Origin of the sequence: Microbacterium sp. SORGH_AS_0969, from assembly GCF_030818255.1 — a bacterium.
In the GTDB taxonomy this organism is placed as follows: Bacteria; Actinomycetota; Actinomycetes; order Actinomycetales; family Microbacteriaceae; genus Microbacterium.
In genome coordinates this window covers 3,756,519-3,778,310 of the sequence record NZ_JAUTAG010000001.1, presented here as the reverse complement: position 1 = coordinate 3,778,310, position 21,792 = coordinate 3,756,519, and the positions used below count along the sequence as shown (strand labels likewise).

General features: G+C 69.7%; 14 protein-coding genes. 5 read left to right on the top strand and 9 right to left on the bottom strand.

What is annotated here, in order from left to right:
- Window positions 1-106: 106 nt before the first annotated feature.
- Entirely contained in the window at window positions 107-1,933 is a 1,827-nt protein-coding gene (locus QE388_RS17700) for an HNH endonuclease signature motif containing protein (protein WP_307386830.1), read from the top strand.
- Between the two features lie 362 nt (window positions 1,934-2,295).
- Here QE388_RS17700 and QE388_RS17695 read toward each other — a convergent pair whose 3' ends face one another.
- Genes QE388_RS17695 through QE388_RS17680 form a run of 4 tightly spaced genes read right to left on the bottom strand, consistent with a single transcriptional unit; the run spans window position 2,296 to window position 8,913 of the window.
- Window positions 2,296-3,429 (bottom strand): Wadjet anti-phage system protein JetD domain-containing protein, encoded by a 1,134-nt coding sequence (locus QE388_RS17695; protein WP_275800145.1) that lies wholly within the window; start codon window positions 3,427-3,429, stop codon window positions 2,296-2,298.
- Entirely contained in the window at window positions 3,426-6,767 is a 3,342-nt protein-coding gene (locus QE388_RS17690) for an ATP-binding protein (protein WP_307387177.1), read from the bottom strand. The genes QE388_RS17695 and QE388_RS17690 overlap by 4 nt, the downstream gene beginning before the upstream one ends.
- A gap of 5 nt (window positions 6,768-6,772) precedes the next feature.
- Entirely contained in the window at window positions 6,773-7,465 is a 693-nt protein-coding gene (locus tag QE388_RS17685) for a DUF4194 domain-containing protein (protein WP_275800147.1), read from the bottom strand.
- Entirely contained in the window at window positions 7,462-8,913 is a 1,452-nt protein-coding gene (locus QE388_RS17680; protein WP_307386827.1) for a DUF3375 domain-containing protein, read from the bottom strand. The genes QE388_RS17685 and QE388_RS17680 overlap by 4 nt, the downstream gene beginning before the upstream one ends.
- Window positions 8,914-8,991: 78 nt before the next feature.
- Here QE388_RS17680 and QE388_RS17675 point away from each other — a divergent pair, with 78 nt between their 5' ends.
- A complete protein-coding gene (locus QE388_RS17675; protein ID WP_307386824.1) occupies window positions 8,992-9,678 on the top strand; it encodes a hypothetical protein in 687 nt (228 codons plus the stop codon).
- 52 nt (window positions 9,679-9,730) lie between these two features.
- On the opposite strand, the gene QE388_RS17670 is transcribed toward QE388_RS17675, so the two are convergent.
- The 5 genes from QE388_RS17670 to QE388_RS17650 all read right to left on the bottom strand — a co-directional run bounded on the left by QE388_RS17670 (window position 9,731) and on the right by QE388_RS17650 (window position 18,065).
- Window positions 9,731-13,081: an ATP-binding protein gene (locus QE388_RS17670; RefSeq protein ID WP_307386822.1), complete on the bottom strand. Its 3,351-nt coding sequence runs from the start codon at window positions 13,079-13,081 to the stop codon at window positions 9,731-9,733.
- Complete coding sequence (locus tag QE388_RS17665; protein WP_373426629.1) at window positions 13,078-13,842, bottom strand: DUF4194 domain-containing protein; 765 nt, start codon at window positions 13,840-13,842, stop codon at window positions 13,078-13,080. Before QE388_RS17665 ends, QE388_RS17670 begins: the two co-directional genes overlap by 4 nt.
- On the bottom strand, window positions 13,835-15,313 hold the full coding sequence (locus QE388_RS17660; protein WP_307386820.1) for a DUF3375 domain-containing protein: 1,479 nt from the start codon (window positions 15,311-15,313) through the stop codon (window positions 13,835-13,837). Before QE388_RS17660 ends, QE388_RS17665 begins: the two co-directional genes overlap by 8 nt.
- A 52-nt stretch (window positions 15,314-15,365) precedes the next feature.
- Window positions 15,366-17,342: a glycosyltransferase family 39 protein gene (locus QE388_RS17655; protein ID WP_307386818.1), complete on the bottom strand. Its 1,977-nt coding sequence runs from the start codon at window positions 17,340-17,342 to the stop codon at window positions 15,366-15,368.
- Between the two features lie 99 nt (window positions 17,343-17,441).
- Complete coding sequence (locus QE388_RS17650; protein ID WP_307386816.1) at window positions 17,442-18,065, bottom strand: DUF1028 domain-containing protein; 624 nt, start codon at window positions 18,063-18,065, stop codon at window positions 17,442-17,444.
- Window positions 18,066-18,225: 160 nt separating this feature from the next.
- On the opposite strand from QE388_RS17650, the gene QE388_RS17645 reads away from it, so the two are divergent.
- The 3 genes from QE388_RS17645 (at window position 18,226) to QE388_RS17635 (ending at window position 21,783) form a co-directional block, all read left to right on the top strand.
- Window positions 18,226-19,755: an ABC transporter substrate-binding protein gene (locus QE388_RS17645; protein ID WP_307386814.1), complete on the top strand. Its 1,530-nt coding sequence runs from the start codon at window positions 18,226-18,228 to the stop codon at window positions 19,753-19,755.
- An 88-nt stretch (window positions 19,756-19,843) separates the two neighbouring features.
- Entirely contained in the window at window positions 19,844-20,809 is a 966-nt protein-coding gene (locus QE388_RS17640) for an ABC transporter permease (RefSeq protein ID WP_275800161.1), read from the top strand.
- Window positions 20,806-21,783: an ABC transporter permease gene (locus QE388_RS17635; RefSeq protein WP_307386812.1), complete on the top strand. Its 978-nt coding sequence runs from the start codon at window positions 20,806-20,808 to the stop codon at window positions 21,781-21,783. The genes QE388_RS17640 and QE388_RS17635 overlap by 4 nt, the downstream gene beginning before the upstream one ends.
- Window positions 21,784-21,792 lie beyond the last annotated feature (9 nt).

The following is a 21,792-nucleotide window of genomic DNA, read 5'->3' as shown; positions in this document are numbered from 1 at the left end:
GTGATGCTCGGAGCGCGAGCCGTCGGCATCCGCTCCTTCGACGACCTCGGGCGCGCTCGAATCCGGGCGCCCGGCCGATGTCGGACCCCCTCGCTAGCGTTGCATCATGGACGTCACGGCACCCGCAAACGACCGGCCGAGCTCGGTCGTCTCGCCGTGGGGCGTGCCGTGGCCGAGCGACGACGACCTGCTCGCCGACGCTCACTCCGCGTGGGCGATCGAACAGGGTCTGTTCGATCCTGATCCCTTTTCCGGTGCGGTCCGGACCACAGGATCGGGCGACCTCGACGGTCTCGACCGCGGATCGGACGCGGGGCGGGACGACCTCAGCCCCACCGAGCTCCTCGACGAACTGAAGCGCCAGGCCCGCCAACGCCACCGCGCTACGGCCGCGGAGTACCGTCTGATCGCCACGCTCTCGCGAGCGGCGCGGCAAGATCCGGTTCCGTGGGTCGGTCCCGACCCGACGCTCGACCTCGAGTGGAGCGACCCCCGGCGGCGCTCGGTCGCCGCCGTGCGTCGCGACCGGCGCGACATGGCGGAGCGTGCCGCCGTCGCCGAGATCGCTACGCGCCTCCGGCTGTCCGAGCAGACCGTTCGCACGCGAGCGGCCCACGCCGAGATGCTTCAGACCCGATGCCCCGAGGTGTGGAACGCCTTCTCAGACGGCCTGCTCTCCGAGCGGCACGCGGTTGAGGCGGCCCGGTTGGCGACGTCGCTGCCCGCAGAACCCTGCGACGCGTCGTCGACCGGCGCTGATGTGCAGGTTCCGGATGCCGAGGGCCCGGGCGATCCGTTGCACCAAGGCGACCGTTTCTCCAGCGACGGTGCACCCCCTGGCGGAGATCCTGGTGACGGAGGTGCAGGTGACGGGCTCCTCGAAGGCGTCACGATGCTCCCCGACGAGACCGCGGACGCGGCCGACGGCACCACGTCGACCCCGCCCGAGCATCACGAATCGTGGCGCGCGTTCGACGAGGGCGCTCTCGATCGTGCGCTCCGGCTTCCGCCCGCGCGCTTCACGGCTGCGGCTCGAGCGCTTCGAGAGCGGGTGCACAGCGAGTCGATCGAGGCCCGTCATCGCCGGGCGGCTCGCGATCGCGGGGTGTGGGTGAGTCCCGAGCTCGACGGCATGGCGACCTTGACTGCCCTGCTCCCGGCGGATCGGGCCTACGACGCTCTGACGCGTGTCGACCGTATCGCGCGTCACCTTCGCGTCGCGCCCGACGAAGAGCGCACTCTCGCGCAGCTGCGCGCGGACGCTGTCGCGGATCTGCTCACGGCCGGTGCCCCGACCACGGCGGGTGCCCCGTCTGCCGGTGGTTCTCTGTCCGCCGGTGGTTCTGCGCCTGCCGCGGACGCTCCCACGGTCTCCCGCATCTCGACACCCAGCGCAGTTCGCTCCGCGTCCGTCCACGGCTCACCGACGACGACGTTCCCACCCATCGCGCGCCCGGATCGTCGGCCCGGCGTCGTCGTGACCGTTCCCGCGCTCACGCTGCTCGGCGCGGGCGCCGAGCCCGCGACGCTCGACGGCTACGGCCCGATCGACCTCGACACCGCTCGTCGCCTCGCCGGCGAGGCGAGCTCGTGGGTACGCGTTCTCACCCACCCGCTCACGGGTGCACCGGTCGCGCTCGACCGATCGACGTATCGCGTTCCCACCGCGTTGCGGAGATGGTTGGGCGTCACCTCGCCGACGTGTGTGTTCCCCGGGTGCGGTCGGCCCGCTCGCGACTGCGACCTCGATCACCTGACCGCGTGGAGCGAGGGCGGCGCGACCGACGACGAGAATCTCGCCCCCGAGTGCCGACATCACCATCGTCTGCGGCACGAGTCGCGGTGGGCCCCGTCCCGCGACCCCGACACGGGCGAGATGCGGTGGACGTCTCCGCTGGGTGCCGAGGTCGCCGAAGACCCGCCGCCCTTCTGATGGTCCGATGCGTGCAAGTGGGCCGACGGCATCCCGTAGGACGAGGGCTGGTTCTGAGGTCCTTCGCCTTGCCACCCGGCGGCGAGAGAACAGTAATTCGGACCTTAAATCGCCACGTTTGCTCGCCTCGTCGACTCCTCAGCGCGCTGACGTTCCACGCGGCGGTATCACGCCGACGCGTGCCCGGTTGCCGGTCGACATAGAGAACGCCGTCATTCCTCGCTTGTTGATGCGGGAGCGAGCGAGTCAGGCCTCGCCGTCACGCACATGACTGCAGCCATCGGGTGCCTTCCGTCGCCCGAGGGTGGAGCCTCCAGAAAGACGAAGCCAAACCCGCTCGCTCAGGCTCTCCCAAATGCTTGTTACGAACGTGACGGGCCGTTGGTCAGGGCCTCAATGGCGTAGTCCCAGGGGATTCTCTCTTGCTCGAGTCGGACGTTGCCGGCGCTGCTGAGAATGCGTAGTGTCGAGCTCTCGTCGGGGGTAAGGAGCGAGAGAACCGAGACGTTCGGTTCGGCATCGGAACCCCACATGTCCTGGTGAGCCAGCAGGGTGTCGGTGTCCATCAGTATCGACGTCGCTGTCACCCCGTGCGCACGTAGCCGATGCAAAATGGCGAACCCGTGCGAATCGAGGTCACCCCAGTACGTCACCGTGCGAGCCCACGGTAGGTGGGCGACGGGCTCGACACGGTGGCCCCCGCCGTGAAGGACGACCGCGCCGGCGACGGGCGGCATCGCCAGCACCGTCGCCAGGTTCTCGAACACGAAGATCCGTTCGGGCCGCAGATCGAGCTTGGCGAGATCACTGACCGGAGCCGAGACATCGGTGAGTCCGCCGACGGCGAGCGTGGGGTCGAGAACTCTCATGCGCACGAGTGGCTCCGGCTCGTGCAGACCGAGTCCGCTCTCCCCGGTTCCGGAGCGGTGGAGCGCTTCGAGAAGCGATCGGCGCCTCTCGATCCATTTCGTATGAATGCCTCGGATCGGCAGTTCCCGTACGCGTCGTCCGGACACGGGATGCAGGCGCAGCCACGTCACGACATCCGTCAACCGCGCGAAGTCTGCGTCGTCCAGCGAATCGATGTCGCGTGCGTGTGACCTGAGTGTCGAGGCGGACGCGGATCCGACGAGATCACGCAGTACTCCGAGACGCCCGGACAGTCGTGTCCAGTCGCTCTTCCTCCCAGCGAACATCGCGATCGCGCTCGGTCCTTCGACCCGAAGCCGATCAGGAACCGACTGTGAGCCCACGCGCGACCATACGCGCGTGCTCCACGACACGGTGACCGTCGACGACCTCTCGCATTGCCGCCAGTCGTCTACCCAGAGCCGCGCTGAATCGAGATCGGCGAGCGCGGCCCGCTCGGTCGGCGGATGCAACGGCATGTCGAGAACGACGTCGGCGCGCCCGGTCGCTGCCCAGTCGCGCGCGTCACGGTCGTACAGTCGGCGAGCTCGATCGCGGGCACCGGATACCGACACGGGAGAGGTCATGGCCGGTCACCCTCTTCGGCGATGGCCGTCCCGCCCTGGGGGGCCTCGTTGAAGACGACATTCGCCAGGCGTGTGCTGTTGCGTTCCGGATTCGAGACGGCGGTGATCGCCCCGACGTATGGTTCGAGCGTCTGCAGAAGCTTCTGCGGAGTCGCGAGAATCATATGGAAGCCGAACGCGCGGAAAACATTCATCGCATTGCGGGTGTACCGGCTGTCGGCTTTGTCGAAGGCCTCATCGAGAACGATCGAGCCGAATCGCGGAACATCGGACTCGTCGTCCGTGAGCTGATACCGAAGGGCCGCAGCGAGGCAGAAGATGACGAGCTTCTGCCTCTGCCCGCCGGAGAGCCCCTCCGCAGAGTCGTACACACGAACGACGCGACCAGTCGGATCTTTCTCGCGGGCGAGGAAGGAGACGTGCAACCGGGTGTCCAGCACCCGGGCACGCCAGTCGAGGTCCACGCGGTCCTTGGAACCGAGGCGACCGATCACACGCTGCAGAACGGCGAATCGCTCCTCGGCTCCCGTGGTCGACTCGTCGGCCCAGTTGCCCTCGACGACGCGGCGAAGATCGGCGAGGAACTCCTCGACCTCGGGTGTGCGACTCGTTCGCACGTCGATCTCGAGAAAACGGTCGGTTCCCTCGAAGGGAGAGCGTCCGAGGGAGGCATTGACGGGGAGGGTCCGCTCCCGCACGAGTCCCGGCGCATCGCGGAGATCAGCGAGAAGGTGAGCGACGACATCACGGGTTCTCTCGCGGAGCAGACGCCGGAACTCGCCTTCCTTCTCGGGCAGTCCGCGGGCGAGAATCCCTTCCAGAAGTTCCCGGTAGCCGTACCGATCACCGATCTCGGTCGTGAGCTCCGCGGCCGCTGCAGCCCACTTCGCGTGAAACTGGGCCGCCCGCCCGGCGAAGGATGCCGCCGCATCGCTCTCGCGTCGCGTCGCGGCGTCCTTCTCTCGAGCGAGTGCGGTCTGCACAGCGCGGGCGACCTCATCAATCGTGTCCAGCGTGAGCGATCGCCGCGCCGCTCGAAACCGCTCGTCGAGAACGCCGGTTGACTTCTCGTCTACGGGTGGAGGAGACGAGCGTTCGAGATCGGCGAGCTGGCCCTCCAGCCGATCGAGCGCATCGCGCGCGCTGCCCTCGGCGCGGAGCAGCCTTTCGAACTCGGCCGTCGCCGTCTCGAGTCGCGCCGCTTCTCGATCTCGCGTCTCCTGCGCCGCGCTCAGCGAGGACGAGGCCGCCGTCAGGGCGTCGAGCTCCGCCCGGCGAGCAGCCGCGAGCGCGGCAGCTCCCGCGACATCGATGTGTTCCCACGCGTGGCCGCTCACTCGGCGGAAGACCTCGCGTCGAGCGAGAGCGGCCTCACGCGCGGCGTCGGCGCGAGCGTCTGCGGCTGTCGCCGTCTTCATCGCCTCTGTCGCGTCGCGGCGCTGGCTCAGCAGCGCATCGAGCCGTGCCTCGGTGTCTCCGCCGAGCACCCAGCGCGCGGGATCGTCGACGGAGGAGCGATCGTCTTTCTCATACCGACGAGACGAGCGTTTGAGTAGACCGACGATGGTCACACCGAGCTGCACGCCGTCGAGATCGTCGGGGTGGTCGACGCACGCGTAGTCGAAGTCGGTGACGATGCGGCGGAGCACGAAGGTGCGAAACGCGGTGTCAGCGACGACGACTCGGTGGACGAGCGACCTCGGTTCCCGCGGACGGCGGGGTTCCTCGACGGACGGCGGTACGGCTTCGATGACGAGACGCACGCCGAGGTACCTCGTGTTCACCGCTCGTCGCACCTCGGCCAGCCGTTCGTCGCCGACGAGCATCGTGGTCGCAACTGGCGCCAGGGCGCGTTCGATGGCGCCGCGCCAGGCCGCGTGCTCGGGCGCCACTGACACGAGCTCAGCCACGAACGGCAGACTCGACTCGGGCACCCCGAGCGTGTGCGCGAGATATCTGCGCGCGCCGAGAAGCCGGGGGTCGATATTGCTGCGATTCTCGCGGAGTGCGGCGAGCTGGTCGTCGATCCGGGCGAGCGCTTTACGTGCCTCGCTGGCGGCATCCCGAACCTCGTGCGCGACCGCGGGGATGTTGTGATCGGCTTCGCTCGCGGCGACCGAGATCAGTTCGGCGAACTGCCCCGCGTCTTCGGGAACCGGAGCGCCGATCTGCGCGAGGTCGCTTTCGAGGAGCGAACGTTGACGCTCCACGGTTCGTTCGTGGTGAATCGCAGCGTCAAGGCGCATCTGAAGCACCTCGACCCGAGTCCCCCCTTCCTCGCGCACACGTGCGTCAGCGGAAGCCAGGGCATCGGCCGCGAGGTCGCGCTCCCTCTTGGCGTCCCCGAGGGATGCAACGACACGCGCCAGACCCGCGCGCGCGGGTCCCAGAGCCTCGCGAGCAAGCCGGAGCTTGAGCGCGGAGGTGTGCGGTTCGACGGCGTCGAGCAGACCCACCGCGCGGGCGACCTCCGCCGATGCGGAGTCGTACGCGGTGATGGTCTCGTCAATGCGGCGCAGTGCATCCGCCTGTCGGCGAAGATCGACGACGTGCGCGTGCGCTCGATCAAGTTCGACGAACTGTTCGACCGCATTGTCGGCGCGAGCGAATGTCTCTGGCGCATCCAACATGAATCCGCGGAAGAGGGCATCCAGCGTGCCGAGGTTCTTGGCTGACTGGGTCTTGTGGAGAAGGTGCAACGTGGCGTCGCTGCGAAAGCCGAACTGCCGCACGATGCGATCGTGGAAGCGCCCATGCCGCCCACCCGTCGTGATGAGCGCTTCGGGGAACGCTTTCGCCATGCGTCGTGCATCGATTCCTGCTTCGACGTGCGGCTTCAGCGCCATGAGGTCGACATCGTCACGTATGAAGAGTCGAGCGTCTTTGAGAGCCCCCGCTTCAATTCTCGCACCCGGCGCGTGGAACACACGTGCGAGGGTGACAGGGTCGCTGGCGGGGTTCTCGTATCGGAGCAGGATGCCGCTCCAGGTGGCGCGCGGCCGGAGGTAGGTGGTGGTGGCGCGATCCGCGCTGTCGTGTGCTTCCTTCGTCCACGCTCCGCGAACGTAGCTCATGAGACTGCGGTCGCTCAGACGAGAGTTCCCGTCTTGGGCGGCAGCGTTCAGCCGGAGCCATTTGTCGGGGGTGAGCACGGTGGCAATGGCATCCAGCAACGACGACTTTCCCGATCCTGACGCGCCGGTGAAGAGATGTCCTCGGCGCGCGACGTCGATCGTGACGAATCCGCGAAGGGTGCCCCAGTTGACGAGTTCGACGCGTGACAAGCGCCATTGATCGGTCGGTTCCGTATCTTCGGCTATCTCGTCGGGGAAGGTCATCGTCGTCACTCGTCTGTCTCCTCAGCCTCATCGACAGCGTCGCCGGACTCGATGTCGTCCCGGTCGGGTTGGCTGATGGTTGAGCCGTCTTCGTCCGCGATCCGTTGGTACTCTGCCGTGATGGCGCGAACCTGATCGGCATCGACGATCAGTCGGAGCACCGGTGAGATCTCGGCTCGGTCGGTGCCGACCGGATGCAGCACGCGCAGCTTGTTCTGCATCTTGTGCCACGACGAGTTGAGTCGGCTGAGGAAGTCTTTCTCGTCCCGGTCGGGTGTGCGATACACCGTCAACTGTTCGAAGATCTCGCTCTGCCCGACGATGACTCGTCCTCGGCCCTCTTCGCTCAGCAGCGTTTGTCGGAGTATCAGCAGCATCGCCGTGTCGAGAAAGGTGAGCCGCTCCGACCGGACGGCCTTCGGAGCGTCTTCGGCGGGTGCGTTGCGCACGAAGGCGAACTCGTTGTCGCGGTCGATGACGAGTTCGAGGAACAGTTCGGCAACGCGAGAACGCAACACGCTCTCATCGCTGAGAAGGACGGACCAGAGCTGCGGTTCTCGGGCGCCGGAGAGGTACGGGCCGCGGATCAGCCGAAGGAGCACCCGCCGGGTGCGCTCGGGCAACTCACCGGGGTCGCCTGGCCACACCTCCACGGACGGCGCCGTCTCGGCGGCGTCTTCGATGTCCGTTGTGCTCATACGAGCCTCCCTGTGAATCGATGCGTCGCGACGACGGCTGTGCGGTCCACTCCGTCGAGGCCGCGCCACGTGAGCGCCTCATAGGTCTTGTCGACGGTTCCCTGCTCGGCGGCGAGAGAAAGGAGGCCGACCACGCTCCCGACGCCTTGCGAGGCGGGAAAGCGCGCGAGAACCTGGGCGACGGTGCAGGAATCGCTCTCTGCCAGCACGTCGTTGACGTGACGTGTCAGCTCGTCGAAGTCGATCTCGGTCTCGCGGGCGAGCGCGCGCAACTCCTCGAGGTCGGCGATCTCGGCCGAGTGGTGCTCGATGACGTCGATGGCAGTGAACTCGGCCGGATCGTGAAGATCGACGGTCGCGGCGCTCGACAGCGTGACGGCCGACAGATCGAGGTGCAAGCGCGTGTGATGCCACGGCTTGATCCCAGCGGACGCGGCGACGCCGGCGTGCATCGCCTCTCGAAGCATCCCTCGCAGCACGCGGTCGCGCTGGTAGTCCTGTGACTGGACGTATCGTCTGAGCGCACGAGCGAACAGCGTGATGACGTCGTGGATCTCGGCGCTACGCGCTTTCAGCGTCGTGAGGAAAGTGCGAAGGGTGTGCCGCTCGTCGCGGGTGAGCTGTTGCGCGAAGTCGCGCTCCAGGACGCGGCGGACGTCGGATTCGAACGCGGCGCTCAACGCGGGGTCGAGCACGAGACGCGAGAAGGCGGCGAAACTGCGCCCGGCGTCGGAGTCGGCAATGTGGTCGATGCCGAGAAAGACCTCGTCGATCACGGCCGCCTGTGAACCGTCGGATTCGACGACCCGTGCCCGAAGAGATGTGTTGAGCGTCTCGAACTCAGTGCGCACACGGGCGAAGTCGTCGGGCACGTCGGCCGCCTGCGCCAACAGGTCGCGGGTGCGCTCGAGCGCACGGTCGGTATCGAGGGTGCTGTCGTCGCCGGAGCGCAGGGCGGCGATGCGCCGGTCGATCGCGTCCTTCTCATCTTCGAGCAGCGAAATACGTGCAGCCGCGTCGGGATCGGTGTCGATGGCAAGACGGCGAACTTGCGCGGCGATGCTCGCCAGCCGTGACTCCGTTGCGGCGGATCGGGGAGCAGCGCGTCCCTGAAGGAAGCGCACCGCCGCAATGGCATCGGGTGACAGCTCGAGGGTCTCGCCGCGCGCATCGACTGCGGGGCGACGAAGGAGGAAACCGGCGGCTCGCCACTGCGCGCAATACCCCTGTCCGCTGAGCGGCAGGCTCAGGCCGTGCATACGCAGCTGTTCGAGATCGTCGTCGAGCCGCTCGTAGAGCTCTTCGGCGTCGACCCGGCGCGTCTGTCCTCCGAGATGGGTGCCGAGCAGGCCGGCGATCACGGGCGCGAGGTCGGCGCGGATGAGTTGCCACGCCACGTCGCGCTTCATCAATGGCGCGAGCTCGAGGGTTGAGACGACGGCGGACATGAGGACATTCTTCATCAGACCGCCGACATGGCTCTTCCCACGAGGTTGCCCTCGAGAGCGACTGGCTACCCTTTCCCTATGAGCTTCGAGCGCGACACCCAGCGCGCGGCACATCCTTCCGGCCATTCCCGCCCCGCCCGCACCGGGGCCATCGGACCCGACCAGCTCCCGGGCCGCACCCGGCTGCTCATCACCCTCCTCGTGGTCTTCATCGGCATCCCGGCCGCACTGTTCGCGTGGATCGGCGGCGTCTTCCTCGTCGACGCGTGGGGGTTCGAGATGTCGTCGACCCAGGTGCTGGCGTGGATCCTCGCCGCGATCACCGGCGTCATCGTGTGGCCCCTTGCCCTTCGACGGCTCCGGCGCGAGCTGTGGAGCCGTCAGGGCGGGGGTGCTTCCCCCGCGCCGACGGCTGGGGAGGCGGTCGTCCGTTCCGTGATCGTCGTCGTCGGCGCCATCGGCATCATCGCCCTGAGCGGCCCCCTCGATATCGTGAGCGCCGTCGCATCGGCCGGAGCGAGCGTCGCAATCGGCCCGCGCGAGAACGGGCTTCTTCTCCAGCTCATCGCGACGGTCGTGATCCTCGCGCTTGCGGCCCCCGCGTTCATCTTCACCCAGCGAGCGCTTCGGAGTTTGCCCGCGGACGACCCGCGCCGTCTCGAAATGCAGGAACGCCAGAACTGGCACTTCGCGGCCGCGACGGCGTGGGTGGTCTCGCTGCTCGTGGGGTATCTGCTCTCGCTGGCGACGCTCATGACGATGTGAGCACGCCGGCAGACCCGCGTTCTCGGCCGCGACCGCAGGCCCGGCCCGAGCGTCACGCGTCCGCCGCCACCCCCACCTTCGCCTTCGCCCACGACCGCCCCCGCGTGTCCTTGAGGATGTCGTACTCGACGTCCACGTGCGGCTCGATCGCGCTGTACTTGTCGTTGGGCGCGCCGATGACGAGCTGGAACCCGAGGCCCCGCCACGCGCCGATCGCACGCTTGGTGAAGTGCGCGTCGGCTTTGATGAGCGCCTCGTCGAGGAACACCGGGGCATACCGCGGGCGCTCGGCCCCGGCATCCCCGAGCTGGTACCGCAGGGCCGCGCCGACGATGAACGCGATGAGCTCCTGCGACTCCCCACCGGACTTCTCGCCGATGTGGTCGTACAGGGCGACGTGCTCGCCCGTGTCGGCGCGGAAGCGTTCGGCGCTCACGCGCACGTGGTTCCGCACGTCGACGAGGTCGGCGAAATCGGGAGCCGTGGGCCGGATGCGGTTGATCAGTCGCGCCATCCGCCCGTACACGGCCTCACGCTCCTCGTCCGATGACGCGGCGTCGATCGCGGCCCGCACGTCGCGCAGCTCGCGACGGAACCGGCGACGGACTTCCGACTGGTTCTCGCGCGGCACGATCTGCAGCCGGTGCTCGTCGTCGTAGAACGGCAGGTCCTGCATGATGTCGTTGATCGGGGCGATGCGTTCGCGGATCTCGCGCAGGGCGCGCGTCAGCGCCGAATCGAGGTTCGTCAGGTCGTTGCCCGACAGGCGCAGCAGCGAGTCGCGCCACTCCGCTTCGAGCTCGTGCAGACCGCTCGCCTCGAGGTCGGCGAGGATCCGCTCGAAATCACCGAGCGACTCGTCGGGATCGGCGAGCAGGTTCGGACTCGGCCACCGGTCGGTGAACGCGGTGAGAGTGCGCCGGAGGCTCTCGCGCTGATCCGCGAGGGTCTCCTGCGCGGTGCGCTGTTCTTCGAGGAGACGCTTCGACGCGGACTCCAGCGCGGCGTCGAAGCGCGCGAGCAGTTGCGACGGCGAGGCATCGTTCGACGGGGCGACGAACAACCCGTCGAGGTACGCGGCTTCGTCCGCCGACAGCTCCATCTCGGCGTCCTCTGCGCGTTCGAGCCGCTCATGAGCGCTGTCCACATCGTCCGTGATCTCCGCCCACCGCGCCGCGAGCGCCTGCTGCTCGGTCTTTGCTCCGCCGATCTCCTCCCGCAGTCGCGCGACGCGGGCCTTCGCGCCCGAGATCTGCTCCTGCAGCTCGGCGATGCGCGGGTTTCCGGCGGTGATCTCGACGATCGTCTCGTTCCAGCGCTCCAGGTCGCGCTCGACGGATGCCACGTCCACCTGGTCCCACGACAGGTCCGCGATCTTCTCGAGAGCGCTCCGCCGCTCGTCGAACGCATCGAGCGCGGCGGCGGCCTCGTCGACCGCGGCTTTCGCGGCCGTGAGCTCGCGGCGGACGGTGACGATCTGCTCGCCCAGCTCGGTGAGGCGCACGCGGCTCGAGAACCCGAGGATGCTGTGGCGGGAAGACCCACCGTGAGCCCCGCGAGCGCCCTGGCTCGTCTGCCCCGAGATCGTCAACGCCATGCGATGCCCGGTGAGCTCGGAGGCGCTGTCCACGCACACGAACGCGAACTGCTGTTCGAGCCGGTCCTGCAGCCAGCCCGTGAAGGGGGAGCGGCGGTACTCCAGGCGCCCGGGGAGCGTCGCGGGGTCGAGACCCGTGGGCTCGGGCATCCCGGTCGACACGCCCTCGAACCGCAGACGCTCCGAGAGGCGCACGCCGTCGATCGCGGAGCGGAAGGATGCCAGGTGCGCGGCATCCACGAGAAGGGTCGTCGCGAAACCGCCGAGGGCCAGCGTGAACGCCCCGCGCCACGGCTCGAACTCGGTGCGGACGTCGACGAGCTCGGCGACGAAGGGCAGTTCGGCCGCGGTGAGACCCGCCGCCTCCGCCAGTGCTTCGCGCGCCTCGTGCAGTCGCGGGGGGATGTTGTCGTCGCGGGTCTGCGTGCGCCGGTGCTCGGCCTCGAGCGCCGCGAGCTTCTGGCGAGCGTCCGTGTGCGCGCTGCTGGCGGCGACGAATGCCTCGCGCACAGCGCTCTTGGCATCCGCGTCTCCGAGGGTGCGGCGGGCTTCGTCGACGAGGGCGGTGAACTGCTTCTCGGTCGTGACCTCGACCGACAGCACGGCCAGTGCCGCCTCGAACCGCTCACGATCGCGCTTCATCCCGGCGAGGCGGCGCTCGAGACCGCGGAGCTCCCGCTGGGCGGCCTCCAACCGGTCGCCGCCTGCCGCGCGCAGCACGTCGCCGAGCCCCTCGCGCTCGGCCTCGGCCGCGTCGGCCAGCGCCTGCCGCTCGCGCACCAGCGCATCGGTGGCGTGCGTGCGCTCGCGCAGCTCGTCTTCGACCGCGCCGAGCAGGTCGACCCGCCGCTGCGCGCGCCACAACGACGCGCGCGACTCCGGGTCGCTGAACCGGCCGAGCGCCTCGATGAGGCGCAACCGCTCCGCCGCCTCGTCGATCCGCGTCTTCATCCCGCGGATCGGCTGCAGCGCGCGCACCTGCTGGCGTGCCTCGAGCATGCGGGTGCGCGTCGACTCGAGTCCGTCGAAGTGCGACACGACCGCCTCCGCGACCGCGAGGGTCTCGGGCTCTTCGAGCACCATGCGCTTGTACAGGTCGTCGACGGTGGTGATCTGCTGCCCCGCCTGAATACGCGCGAGCAGGCTCATCGCCTTCGTCCCCGCGCCCGCCGCGCCGATCCCGAGCACGGCGTGCAACCGCGCCGAGAACTCGCGGTCGGTCGCGAGGGTGTCGAGTCCCGTCGCCCGCACCGCGGCATCCGACAGGTGGCTCTGCGCCGCTCGCTCGAGCTGACGCAGGTCGAACGCGCCGTGCACGGTCGCGCGCACCTTCACGGCGTCGTCGAGCGTCCGCGCCGCCGCCGGGATGTACCACGCGCGCACCGCCGTGAACCGGGCGCCGTCGTGGTCGGCCCACGTCATCGCGATCGCGGTCCACGTGTCGACGCCGTCGCCGCGCAGCACCCGCACCTTCGTGCCCTCGTCGGTGCGCGACTCGTCGAGCTTCCCGCGCCCGTACGACAGGATGTTGCGCTGCTCCTGCCCGCGCGGACGCCCCACAACAGCCCCGTTCGACGCGCCGTTGAAGGGAGTCGTGTGCGGCATCATGAGCGCGACGTACGCGTCCATGAGCGTCGACTTGCCCGACCCCGACCCGCCGCACAGCAGCGTCGCGGTCGGCGCGAAGCGCACCCGGTGCGTGCCGTCGTAGCCGCCCCAGTTGATCAGCTGCAGGTCTTCGGCGACCCACTGCTGACCGCGGGACGCAGCCGGGATGAGTCCGAAGAGGGTCTCGAGCATGGTCACAGTGAGTCTCCTTCGGAAGCCCCGGATGCCACGACCTCGCGCTCGCGCACCGCCGGTGCCTCGGCATCCTGAGTTTGCTCGTCGAGCCAGCGCTGAAGCTCCCGCAAGACCTCTGCGCTCAGCACCACCTCAATAAGAGATCCGATGCGGTAGCGCCCCTCGGACTCCTCCTCGATGATCCCCTCGCGATCCAGGCGCGCGATCGCCGTGCGCACCGCGCGCTGCTGGCTCGCGCGGGTGCCGTCGGTCTCGCTGAAGTACGTGAGCACGGTCTGTTCGACCTCTTCGACATCGACGCGGGCGGATGCCGTGCCCGCGGTCGTCTCGCGCTGGAACACCGTCCGCAGGTACACGAGCACGAGCGTCTCGGCGCGCGAGTAGGCCTCGTCCTTCAGCAGGATCGGCACGTCGACCTCGTCGCTGCGCACCTGCTCCTTGTACGCCACGCCGCGCGCGTGGTCGACGACCAGCCGCACGAACAGGTCGTTCAGGCGCGACTCGATCATCTGCTGGTGCTCGAGCAGCAGCTTCCACTCGGTGGGCGAGCTCTCGGCGAGCAGGAACCGGCGCTGCAGGATCCGCACGAGCACGCGCCGCACGTCGGCGTCGAGCGTGCCGCGGTCGCCGGCGAAGAGCGCGTCGGGGTCGTTCTCCATCGCGACGGGGGCGATGAAGGCGGGAGTGGATGCCTCGAACTCGCCGTCGCCGCCTCGGTCGGTCGCAGCCGCCGTCGGTGCGTTCGAGGTGCTCACGTCACTCATCGGCATCCTGTTCTCTCCTGTTTCCTGCCCGGACCGCCCCGAACGCGAAACGCCGGGTCGTTCCGTCGGGGCGCACGGCCTCGACGATCGAGACGTCGTCGGTCTCGGTCAGACCACGGCGGTGCACGATCTCGAGCAGACCCACGAGGTCGACGGGGCGCCGGGTCTCGGCATCCGCGCCCTCGAAGGCGTCGGCGAGGTCGAAGCCGTCGCCCAGGCGCGCGACGTACTCCTCGAGCTCGGCGTAGTGCGGCCCGCCCCACGCACGCGTGTCGGCGTCGACGAACTCGACATCGGGGGTCTCGGATGCCAGGGGCTCGGGCGCCCCGGGAGGCCGGACGTCGCTGATCGACTGGCGCAGATGCCCGACGTCGGCGAGCGGGAGGGTCCGGACCGGCTCGACGCGGCCGGGGGAGCGGGTCTGGCTCCAGCGGTGCAGCCCCGCCATCACGCCGCGCAGCAGGTCGTCGACCTGGCGGTCGCGGATGGTCGGGTCGTGGGTGCGCACCTGGGCGGTGATGACGTGCGAGGCGCGCCGTTGCGCCGTGAGCACCTCCTGCACACCCGCTTCGACGCGGCGGGCGATGGCATCCAGTTCTCCGCGCTGTTCCGGGGTCATGAGCCGCGAGAAGGGCTGCGCGAGCACGGCGTGGAGCTGGTCGGTCAGGTCGTCGATGTTCTCGGGGTCGCCGATCAGGCGGAGCGCGCCCTGGAACGCGCGGCCCTCGGGGGTCGCCTGCATCACCTGCCGGCCGCGTTCCAGGTACTCCCGCAGCACCTCACCCGTCGGGCGCACGTCGCGGCGGAGTTCGGCGACGACGTCGCGCTGCATCGCGGCGATCGACTCCGCGACGCGCGAGAAGTCCGCGGGGAGCTCGCGCGCGAGGTGGATGACGTTCTCGGCTTCCTCGAGCAGATGGTCGTCGTCGAGCGGCTCGACGATGCCCTCGTCGAGGGCGGCGATCTCGGCATCCAGGGCCGCCCGCTCTTCGAGCAGGGCTTCGCGGCGGCGAGCGGGATCGCTCTCGGCGTCGCGCGCGAGCCGCTCGACCGCGTCGAGCAGGGTGCGCACGCGCGAGCGCGACACCCGCGCCCGGCCGCCGCCCGCGCGCCCGGCGATCTCGAGCGCCCCGACCGCGTGCGCCGAGAGGCGGTAGACCTCGACGTCGTCCTCGATCTGCAGCCCCAGCCACCCCACGCGCACCCACCCGCGACAGATGTCGCGCGCCGACCCGGCAGGGATCCGGCGGTCGTCGTCGGTGTCGTATCCCGCGGCGCGCAACTCGTCGATCGCCTCGGCGACCTCGACGTGCGCGTCGGCGACGGCGACGGCCGGACGATCGGGGGTGAAGACGACCGACAGGACGGCGACGACGAAGGGCGCGAAACGCCCGTGCAGGAGGTCGAGCGTCGGGTTCTTGAACGCCGTCACCGAGCGCAGGTACGCGGCTTCGGTGCGGGTGGTGGTCACTGAGGGGAGTCTACCGGCGCGGAGACTCGCGACCGATCCCGCCGGCGGGAGCTCACGTCGCCCCGCCCCCGCAGGAATACAGCGCGACACTCCCCGGCTTGCTCGACCCGTGCGCGGTGTCTCCCGCCTTGCCCGGGTCGCCCAGCTGCCACGCCTTGACCTCGTGGCATCCGGGCTCCGTCGCCACCTCGCGGACCGGATCCCTCTTCGACGCCCCCGACGACACGGCGAACAGGTGGACGTGACCCGACCGCTCCATCGACTGGAGAGCGGATGCCGTGAACACGGGCACGCGACCGGAGTATCCGCCGTCGGTCAGAACGCTGGCACCCGTGGCGTCGATGATCTGCGCCGACACGGACCAGCTGTCGCTCACGAGGAGCGGCGCGCCGTCGGCGCCGCCGCCGTCCGCGCGCGCGGCGGCCGCGAGCTGCGCCACCGCCGACGAGATCTGCGGGGTGCCGCCCCAGAACGCCGGCGGCGAGATCGCGAACGGCTCCGTGGCGTGGTCGGAGCGCGGGGCGATCCCGACGTACGCGTCGCCGCCGCTCCCGTCGCGGTTCGCGTCGAGCACCTGCAGGCTCGCCGCGATCGGGGCGCACAGCAGCGCCAGGGCGAGGACGGCGGGAAGCGCGCGCGCGAGCGCCGGACGGGTGCGACGCGGCCACGCTCCGATCACGCCCAGCACCACGCCGGCGACGAGGACGACGCCCGCGCCCGTCGCGAAGGCCTCGGGGAGCTGCGCCTCGCGGGCCAGCACGCTCCACCAGGCACCCTGCGCGACGAGGAGTGCCGGAAGCACCAGTCGATCCCGGCGCCGCGGCGAGCGGAGCAGGCGGCCGCCCTCGCTCCACGCCATCGCGGTCAGCAGCACGAGCGGCACGCCGAGGGCCGCGACGTAGGCGGTGTGCGGCACTCTCGTGGCCGACAGGACCACCGCCGAGGTGGTCAGCCACAGACCCGCGACGACGACGAGCGCGAAGCGCGCTCGATCACCGGGGCGCGCGCGCCGCGGCCAGAATCGCCAGAGAGCGAGAGCCAGACCGACCAGGGCCGCGGGATACAGCCAGCCGATCTGCGTCACCAGCGGCATCTCGAGCAGCTTCGTGGGAGACGATCCCCCGTCGGCGGCGCCCGCGTGCGCGCTGACCGCGCGACCGAGCGCGCTGAGACCCTCGCCGAGCCCGCCTCCGGTCGGGCCGCCGACCGAGCCCGGCACGGCACCCGGAACGAAGCGGTCGAGGCCGTTGTATCCGAAGACCATCGCGAAGACGTCGTTGTCGGTCGAGCCGTCGATGTAGGGGCGCGCTCCGGCCGGGGTGAGGGCGATTGCGGCGATCCACGCGATCGAGGCCAGCACGCTCGCGCCGACCAGCGCTGAGGCGCGGGCCAGTCCCCGCCGGATCGTGGGCGTCGCGATGACGGTCCCCACCACGAGGGCGGGAAGGACGAACCAGGCCGACATCATCTTGGCCTGGAACCCCACCCCGACGAAGACCGCCGCGATCACGAGCGGCCACCACCGCGCGGTGAGCATCGCGCGCTGCCACCACACCAGGGCCACCGCGAGCGCCATCGTGAGCAGGCCGTCCTCCATCGGGTGGCCGAACATCGACACGAAGATCGGCGTCGACGCGGCCGCGAGAGCGGCGACGAGTCCCGCTCCCGTCCCTCCCCAGCGCAGGCCCATCACCGCGCAGGCCATCACGGTGACCAGACCCTCGATCGCCTGGGGGAGCGCGACGGCCGAGGTCGACATGCCGAAGAGGTGGATCGCGATGGCCTGGGGCACGGCGAAGCCCGCGAGCTTGTCGAGCGTGACCGTCCCTGCCGGGTCGAAAGCGCCGAACAGCAGGGCGCGCCACGACTCCGACATCGATCGGGCCGCGGCCTCGTAGAAGGCGAAGTCGCCGCCGCGGGCGAGGTTCCAGGTCATCAACAGGGCACTGCCGGCGAGGATCGCGGCCAGCACGCCCTTCGCCCAGAGGGGTTCGCGCCACCAGCGCGCGAGCGGGAGGGGTTCGGTCACGCCCCACAGCATCGCCCCGCGTATCCGTGTCGGCATAGCAGCGGGCTATGAGCTCGCCGTGATGTGCGGGTGGAGATGTCCAGGTCCGCGTGATCCCGCTCAGCGGGCAGCGCTCGGAATTTCGACGGGGATCATCGACAGGGTCCGCAGCCGCGCCAGCTCGGCGAGCGGTTCGTCGTGGTCGTCGACGCGGAGGTCGAGGACGGTGTCCTCGGGCGATGCGATCAGGAGCGCGCAGCTCTGCCGGCCGCGCGCGTCGCCACCGGCGGCCTCCCCGGCCCGGAGCACCTCGATCAGTCGGTCCGCGAAGTCGCCTTCACCGCGGACCCAGGCATCGTTCATCGCCTGGAGAACCTCGGGCCCGGTCAGCAGATTGCCGACGAACACGGCATCCGTCGCCCTCGCCTGCCCCGCCCAGGCCGTGATCGACTCACCCGAGCGAGCCGCCCCGGGCGCGTCCCACGCGAGAGCCGCGACCTGCCGGAGGGCGTGTCCGTCATCCCAGGAGGGGACGGATGCCACGGCTTCGACGGCCGTGCGCCCCTCTCTCATCGCGGTCAGCAGGCGCCCCCGCAGCGAGCGGTTGGTCCAGGCCTGGCTGGCCGCGACTCCGACGGCCGGATCCACGGCGATCACCGACGCCCCCACGGCGAGGGAGCGACTGGCCGTCGCGGCACCGATCAGGCCGCGACGGGTGTCACGGGCGAGGACGGTGAAGGTCATGTGCGCTCCCGGGGGTCGACGAAGGGCGGGCGGTCGGGTCGGAGCGGCTTTGTGAAGATCGTGTTTCGAGGCCGCCCCGGGCTTGTGCCCGCCCCCATGCTTGCACATACTGATCGAAACATCATCTAAATGATGACCCGCCCACCCGATTGGCAATCACATGACATCGCGCACCACTCTCGGCATCGCCGGCGCGCTCGCCGCGGTCCTCGCCCTCGCCGGTTGTTCCGCGGGCCAGAGCGTCGACCTCGGCGACTCCGGTTCCGCATCCGGTCAGACCCTCGTCGCCGCGATCGGTGGCGAGCCCGACCAGCTCGACCCTCAGAAGACGACGTCGTACTTCGCGTTCGAGGTGCTCGAGAACGTCTACGACACGCTCGTCCAGCCCGACGCCAACCTCGAGATGCAGCCCGCGCTCGCCGAGAGCTGGGAGACCAGCGACGACCAGCTCACCTGGACGTTCACCCTGCGCGACGGCGTGAAATTCCAGGACGGCTCGGACCTCACCAGCGAAGACGTCGTGTACTCGTACCGCCGCATCATCGACGAGAAGCTCGCCAACGCGTGGAAGTTCTCGACCGTCAGCGACGTCAGCGCCCCCGACGACAAGACGGTCGTGATCACCGTCTCGCAGCCCACCCCGAACCTCCTGTCGAACCTCGGCGGCTTCAAGGGAATGGCGATCGTCGAGAAGAGCAACGTCGAATCCGGCGACATCACCACCAAGCCCGTCGGAACCGGACCGTTCTCGGTCAGCGACTACGTCGCCGGCGACCACATCACCCTGAAGGCCAACCCCGACTACTGGGGCGGCGCGCCGAAGCTCGGGGGAGTGGAGTACCGCTTCATCTCCGAGCCCGCCACGGCCCTGGCATCCCTGAAGGCCGGTGACATCGACTGGACCGACGTCGTGCCCCCGCAGCAGGTCGAGCAGCTCTCGAGCGACAGCTCGGTCACCCTCGGCCAGACGCCGTCGAGCGACTACTGGTACCTCGCGCTCAACGAGGCCAAGGCCCCGTGGAACGACGTCCGGGTGCGCCAGGCGATCGCCTACGCCATCGATCGGGATGCCATCGTCCAGGCCGTCAGCTACGGCACCGCCGAGAAGAACCAGCTCGCCATCCCGAAGCAGAGCTTCTGGTACACCGAGTACGACCAGTACTCCACCGACATCGACAAGGCGAAGGCGCTGATGGCGGAGGCCGGCTTCACCGGTGGCACCCTCGACCTGCTCGCCACCAGCGACTACCCCGAGACGATCACGGCCGCGCAGATCATCGCCGCGAACCTCGAGCCGCTCGGCATCCAGGTCTCGATCCGTCAGCCCGACTTCTCGACCTGGCTCGACGAGCAGAACTCCGGCAACTTCGACATGCTCATGATGGGCTGGCTCGGCAACATCGACCCCGACGACTTCTACTACTCGCAGCACCACACCGGCGGTGCCAGCAACGTGCAGAAGTTCTCGGACCCCGAGGTCGACAAGCTGCTCGACGCGGGCCGCGTCGAGACCGACAAGGACAAGCGCAAGGACCTCTACGCGCAGGCCGCGACGATCATCGCCGACAAGGCCAGCTACATCTACCTCTACAACCCCTCGGTGACGCAGCTGTGGTCGCCGAAGGTCTCGGGGTACGAGACCCGCGCCGACCGGGCGATCCGCTTCGCCGGCACGAGCGTCGACAAGTGATGCACGCCGCGGGGGTGCCGGATGCCGGTGCCCCCGCGGTCACGCCCCAGACCGCCGTCGCCGCCCGGCGCCGAGCAAGGAGGTTTTCATGAGGGTCGCCCCCGCCCAGCTGGTGCGCTTCCTCGGCGCACGTCTGCTCTCGTCGGCCATCGTGCTGCTCGGCGTCCTCATCGTCGTTTTCGCGCTCGTGCACCTCGTTCCCGGCGACCCCGTGCGTCTCGCCCTCGGCACCCGCTACACGCCCGAGGCGTACGAGGCGCTGCGCGCCGCCTCGGGCTTGGACCGTTCGCTCCCCGAGCAGTTCTTCTCCTATCTCGCGCACGCCGTCACGGGCGACCTCGGTGTGAGCTTCCGCAACGGGCAGCCCGTGACGACGACGCTCCTGCAGCGCCTCCCGGCGACGATTTCCCTCGCGCTCGTCGGACTCGTCGTCGCCCTGATCATCTCGATCCCCGCCGGCATCTCCTCCGCGCTGCGCGAGGGACGCGTGAGCGACGTCATCGTGCGCCTCAGCAGCCAGTTCGGCGTCTCGATCCCCGACTTCTGGCTCGGGATGCTGCTCATCTCGCTGTTCTCCGTCACGCTGGGCCTCCTCCCCGCCAGCGGCTACGTCGCTTTCGCGGACGACCCGGCCGGGTGGCTCCGGCAGGTGACCCTGCCGGGCGTCACCGTCGGCCTCGTCGCGGGCGCCATCATGACGCGCTACATCCGCGCGGCCGTGATCGACGTCGCCTCCTCGGGCTACATCCGCACCGCGGTCTCGAAAGGCCTTCCCCGTCGAGTCGTCGTCTCGCGCCACATCGTGCGCGGGGCCCTCGTCCCGGTGCTCACCATCGCCGGCATCCAGCTCGCGACCATCCTCGGCGGCGTCATCGTGGTCGAGGTCGTCTTCGCGTGGCCCGGTCTCGGCCGGCTCGTGTACGACGCCGTCGCCGCGCGCGACTACCCGCTCATCCAGGGCGCGGTGCTCCTCGTGGCCGTCATGTTCATCGTCGTCAACCTGATCGTGGACGTGCTCTACGCCGTCGTCGACCCGAGGATCCGAGCCGCATGAGTGTCACCGAACCCCCCGTCGCCCCCGCCGTCGGGCGCCCGCGCGTCCGCTCGTGGCGCCTTCTGGCATCCAATCCGCTCACCGTGGCCGCCGCGGTCGTGCTGACCGTCGTGGTCGCGGCGTCCGTGCTCGCCCCGTGGATCGCGCCGTACGGCGTCAACCAGATCGACGTGGCGAACGCCCTGACCCCGCCGAGCGCCGCCCACTGGTTCGGCACCGACGAGCTCGGCCGCGACGTCTTCTCGCGCGTGCTGCTCGCGGGGTCCACCTCGCTCACGATCGCGGCGATCGCGGTGGTCATCGCTCTCGTGCTCGGTCTCGCGCTCGGTGTCGTGGCCGGTTACGCCGGCGGCTGGGTCGACGCGACCCTCATGCGCGTGGTCGACGTGATGTTCGCCTTCCCGGTGCTGCTCCTGGCCCTCGCGATCATCGCGATCTTCGAGCCGGGCATGCTCACGACGACCATCGCGATCGGTGTCGTCTACACGCCGATCTTCGCCCGCGTCGCCCGCGCGAGCACGCTGTCGTTGCGGACCTCGCCGTTCGTCCAGGTGTCGCGCACGATGGGCACCCCGGCTCCCGTCATCCTCGTCCGCCATGTGCTGCCGAACATCGGCGGGCCGATCGTGGTGCAGACCTCGCTCTCCCTGGCGTTCGCGATCCTGTCCGAGGCCGCCCTGTCGTTCCTCGGGCTCGGCATCCAGCCGCCGGCGCCGTCGTGGGGAGGGATGCTGTTCACCGCGCAGGGCTTCCTCTCGCAGGCGTGGTGGATGAGCGTGTTCCCGGGTGCGGCGATCTTCGTGACGGCCCTGGCCTTCAACCTGCTCGGCGACGGGCTGCGCGACGGCCTCGACCCGCGCCAGCGCACGATCATCGAGGCGCGCCACGGGGAGCGGCGGCGCAGGAAACTCCCTCTCGCCGACCCGGCCCCGACCACTCAGGAGATCCGCGATGACCGTTCTGAATGTGCGTGATCTGCGGGT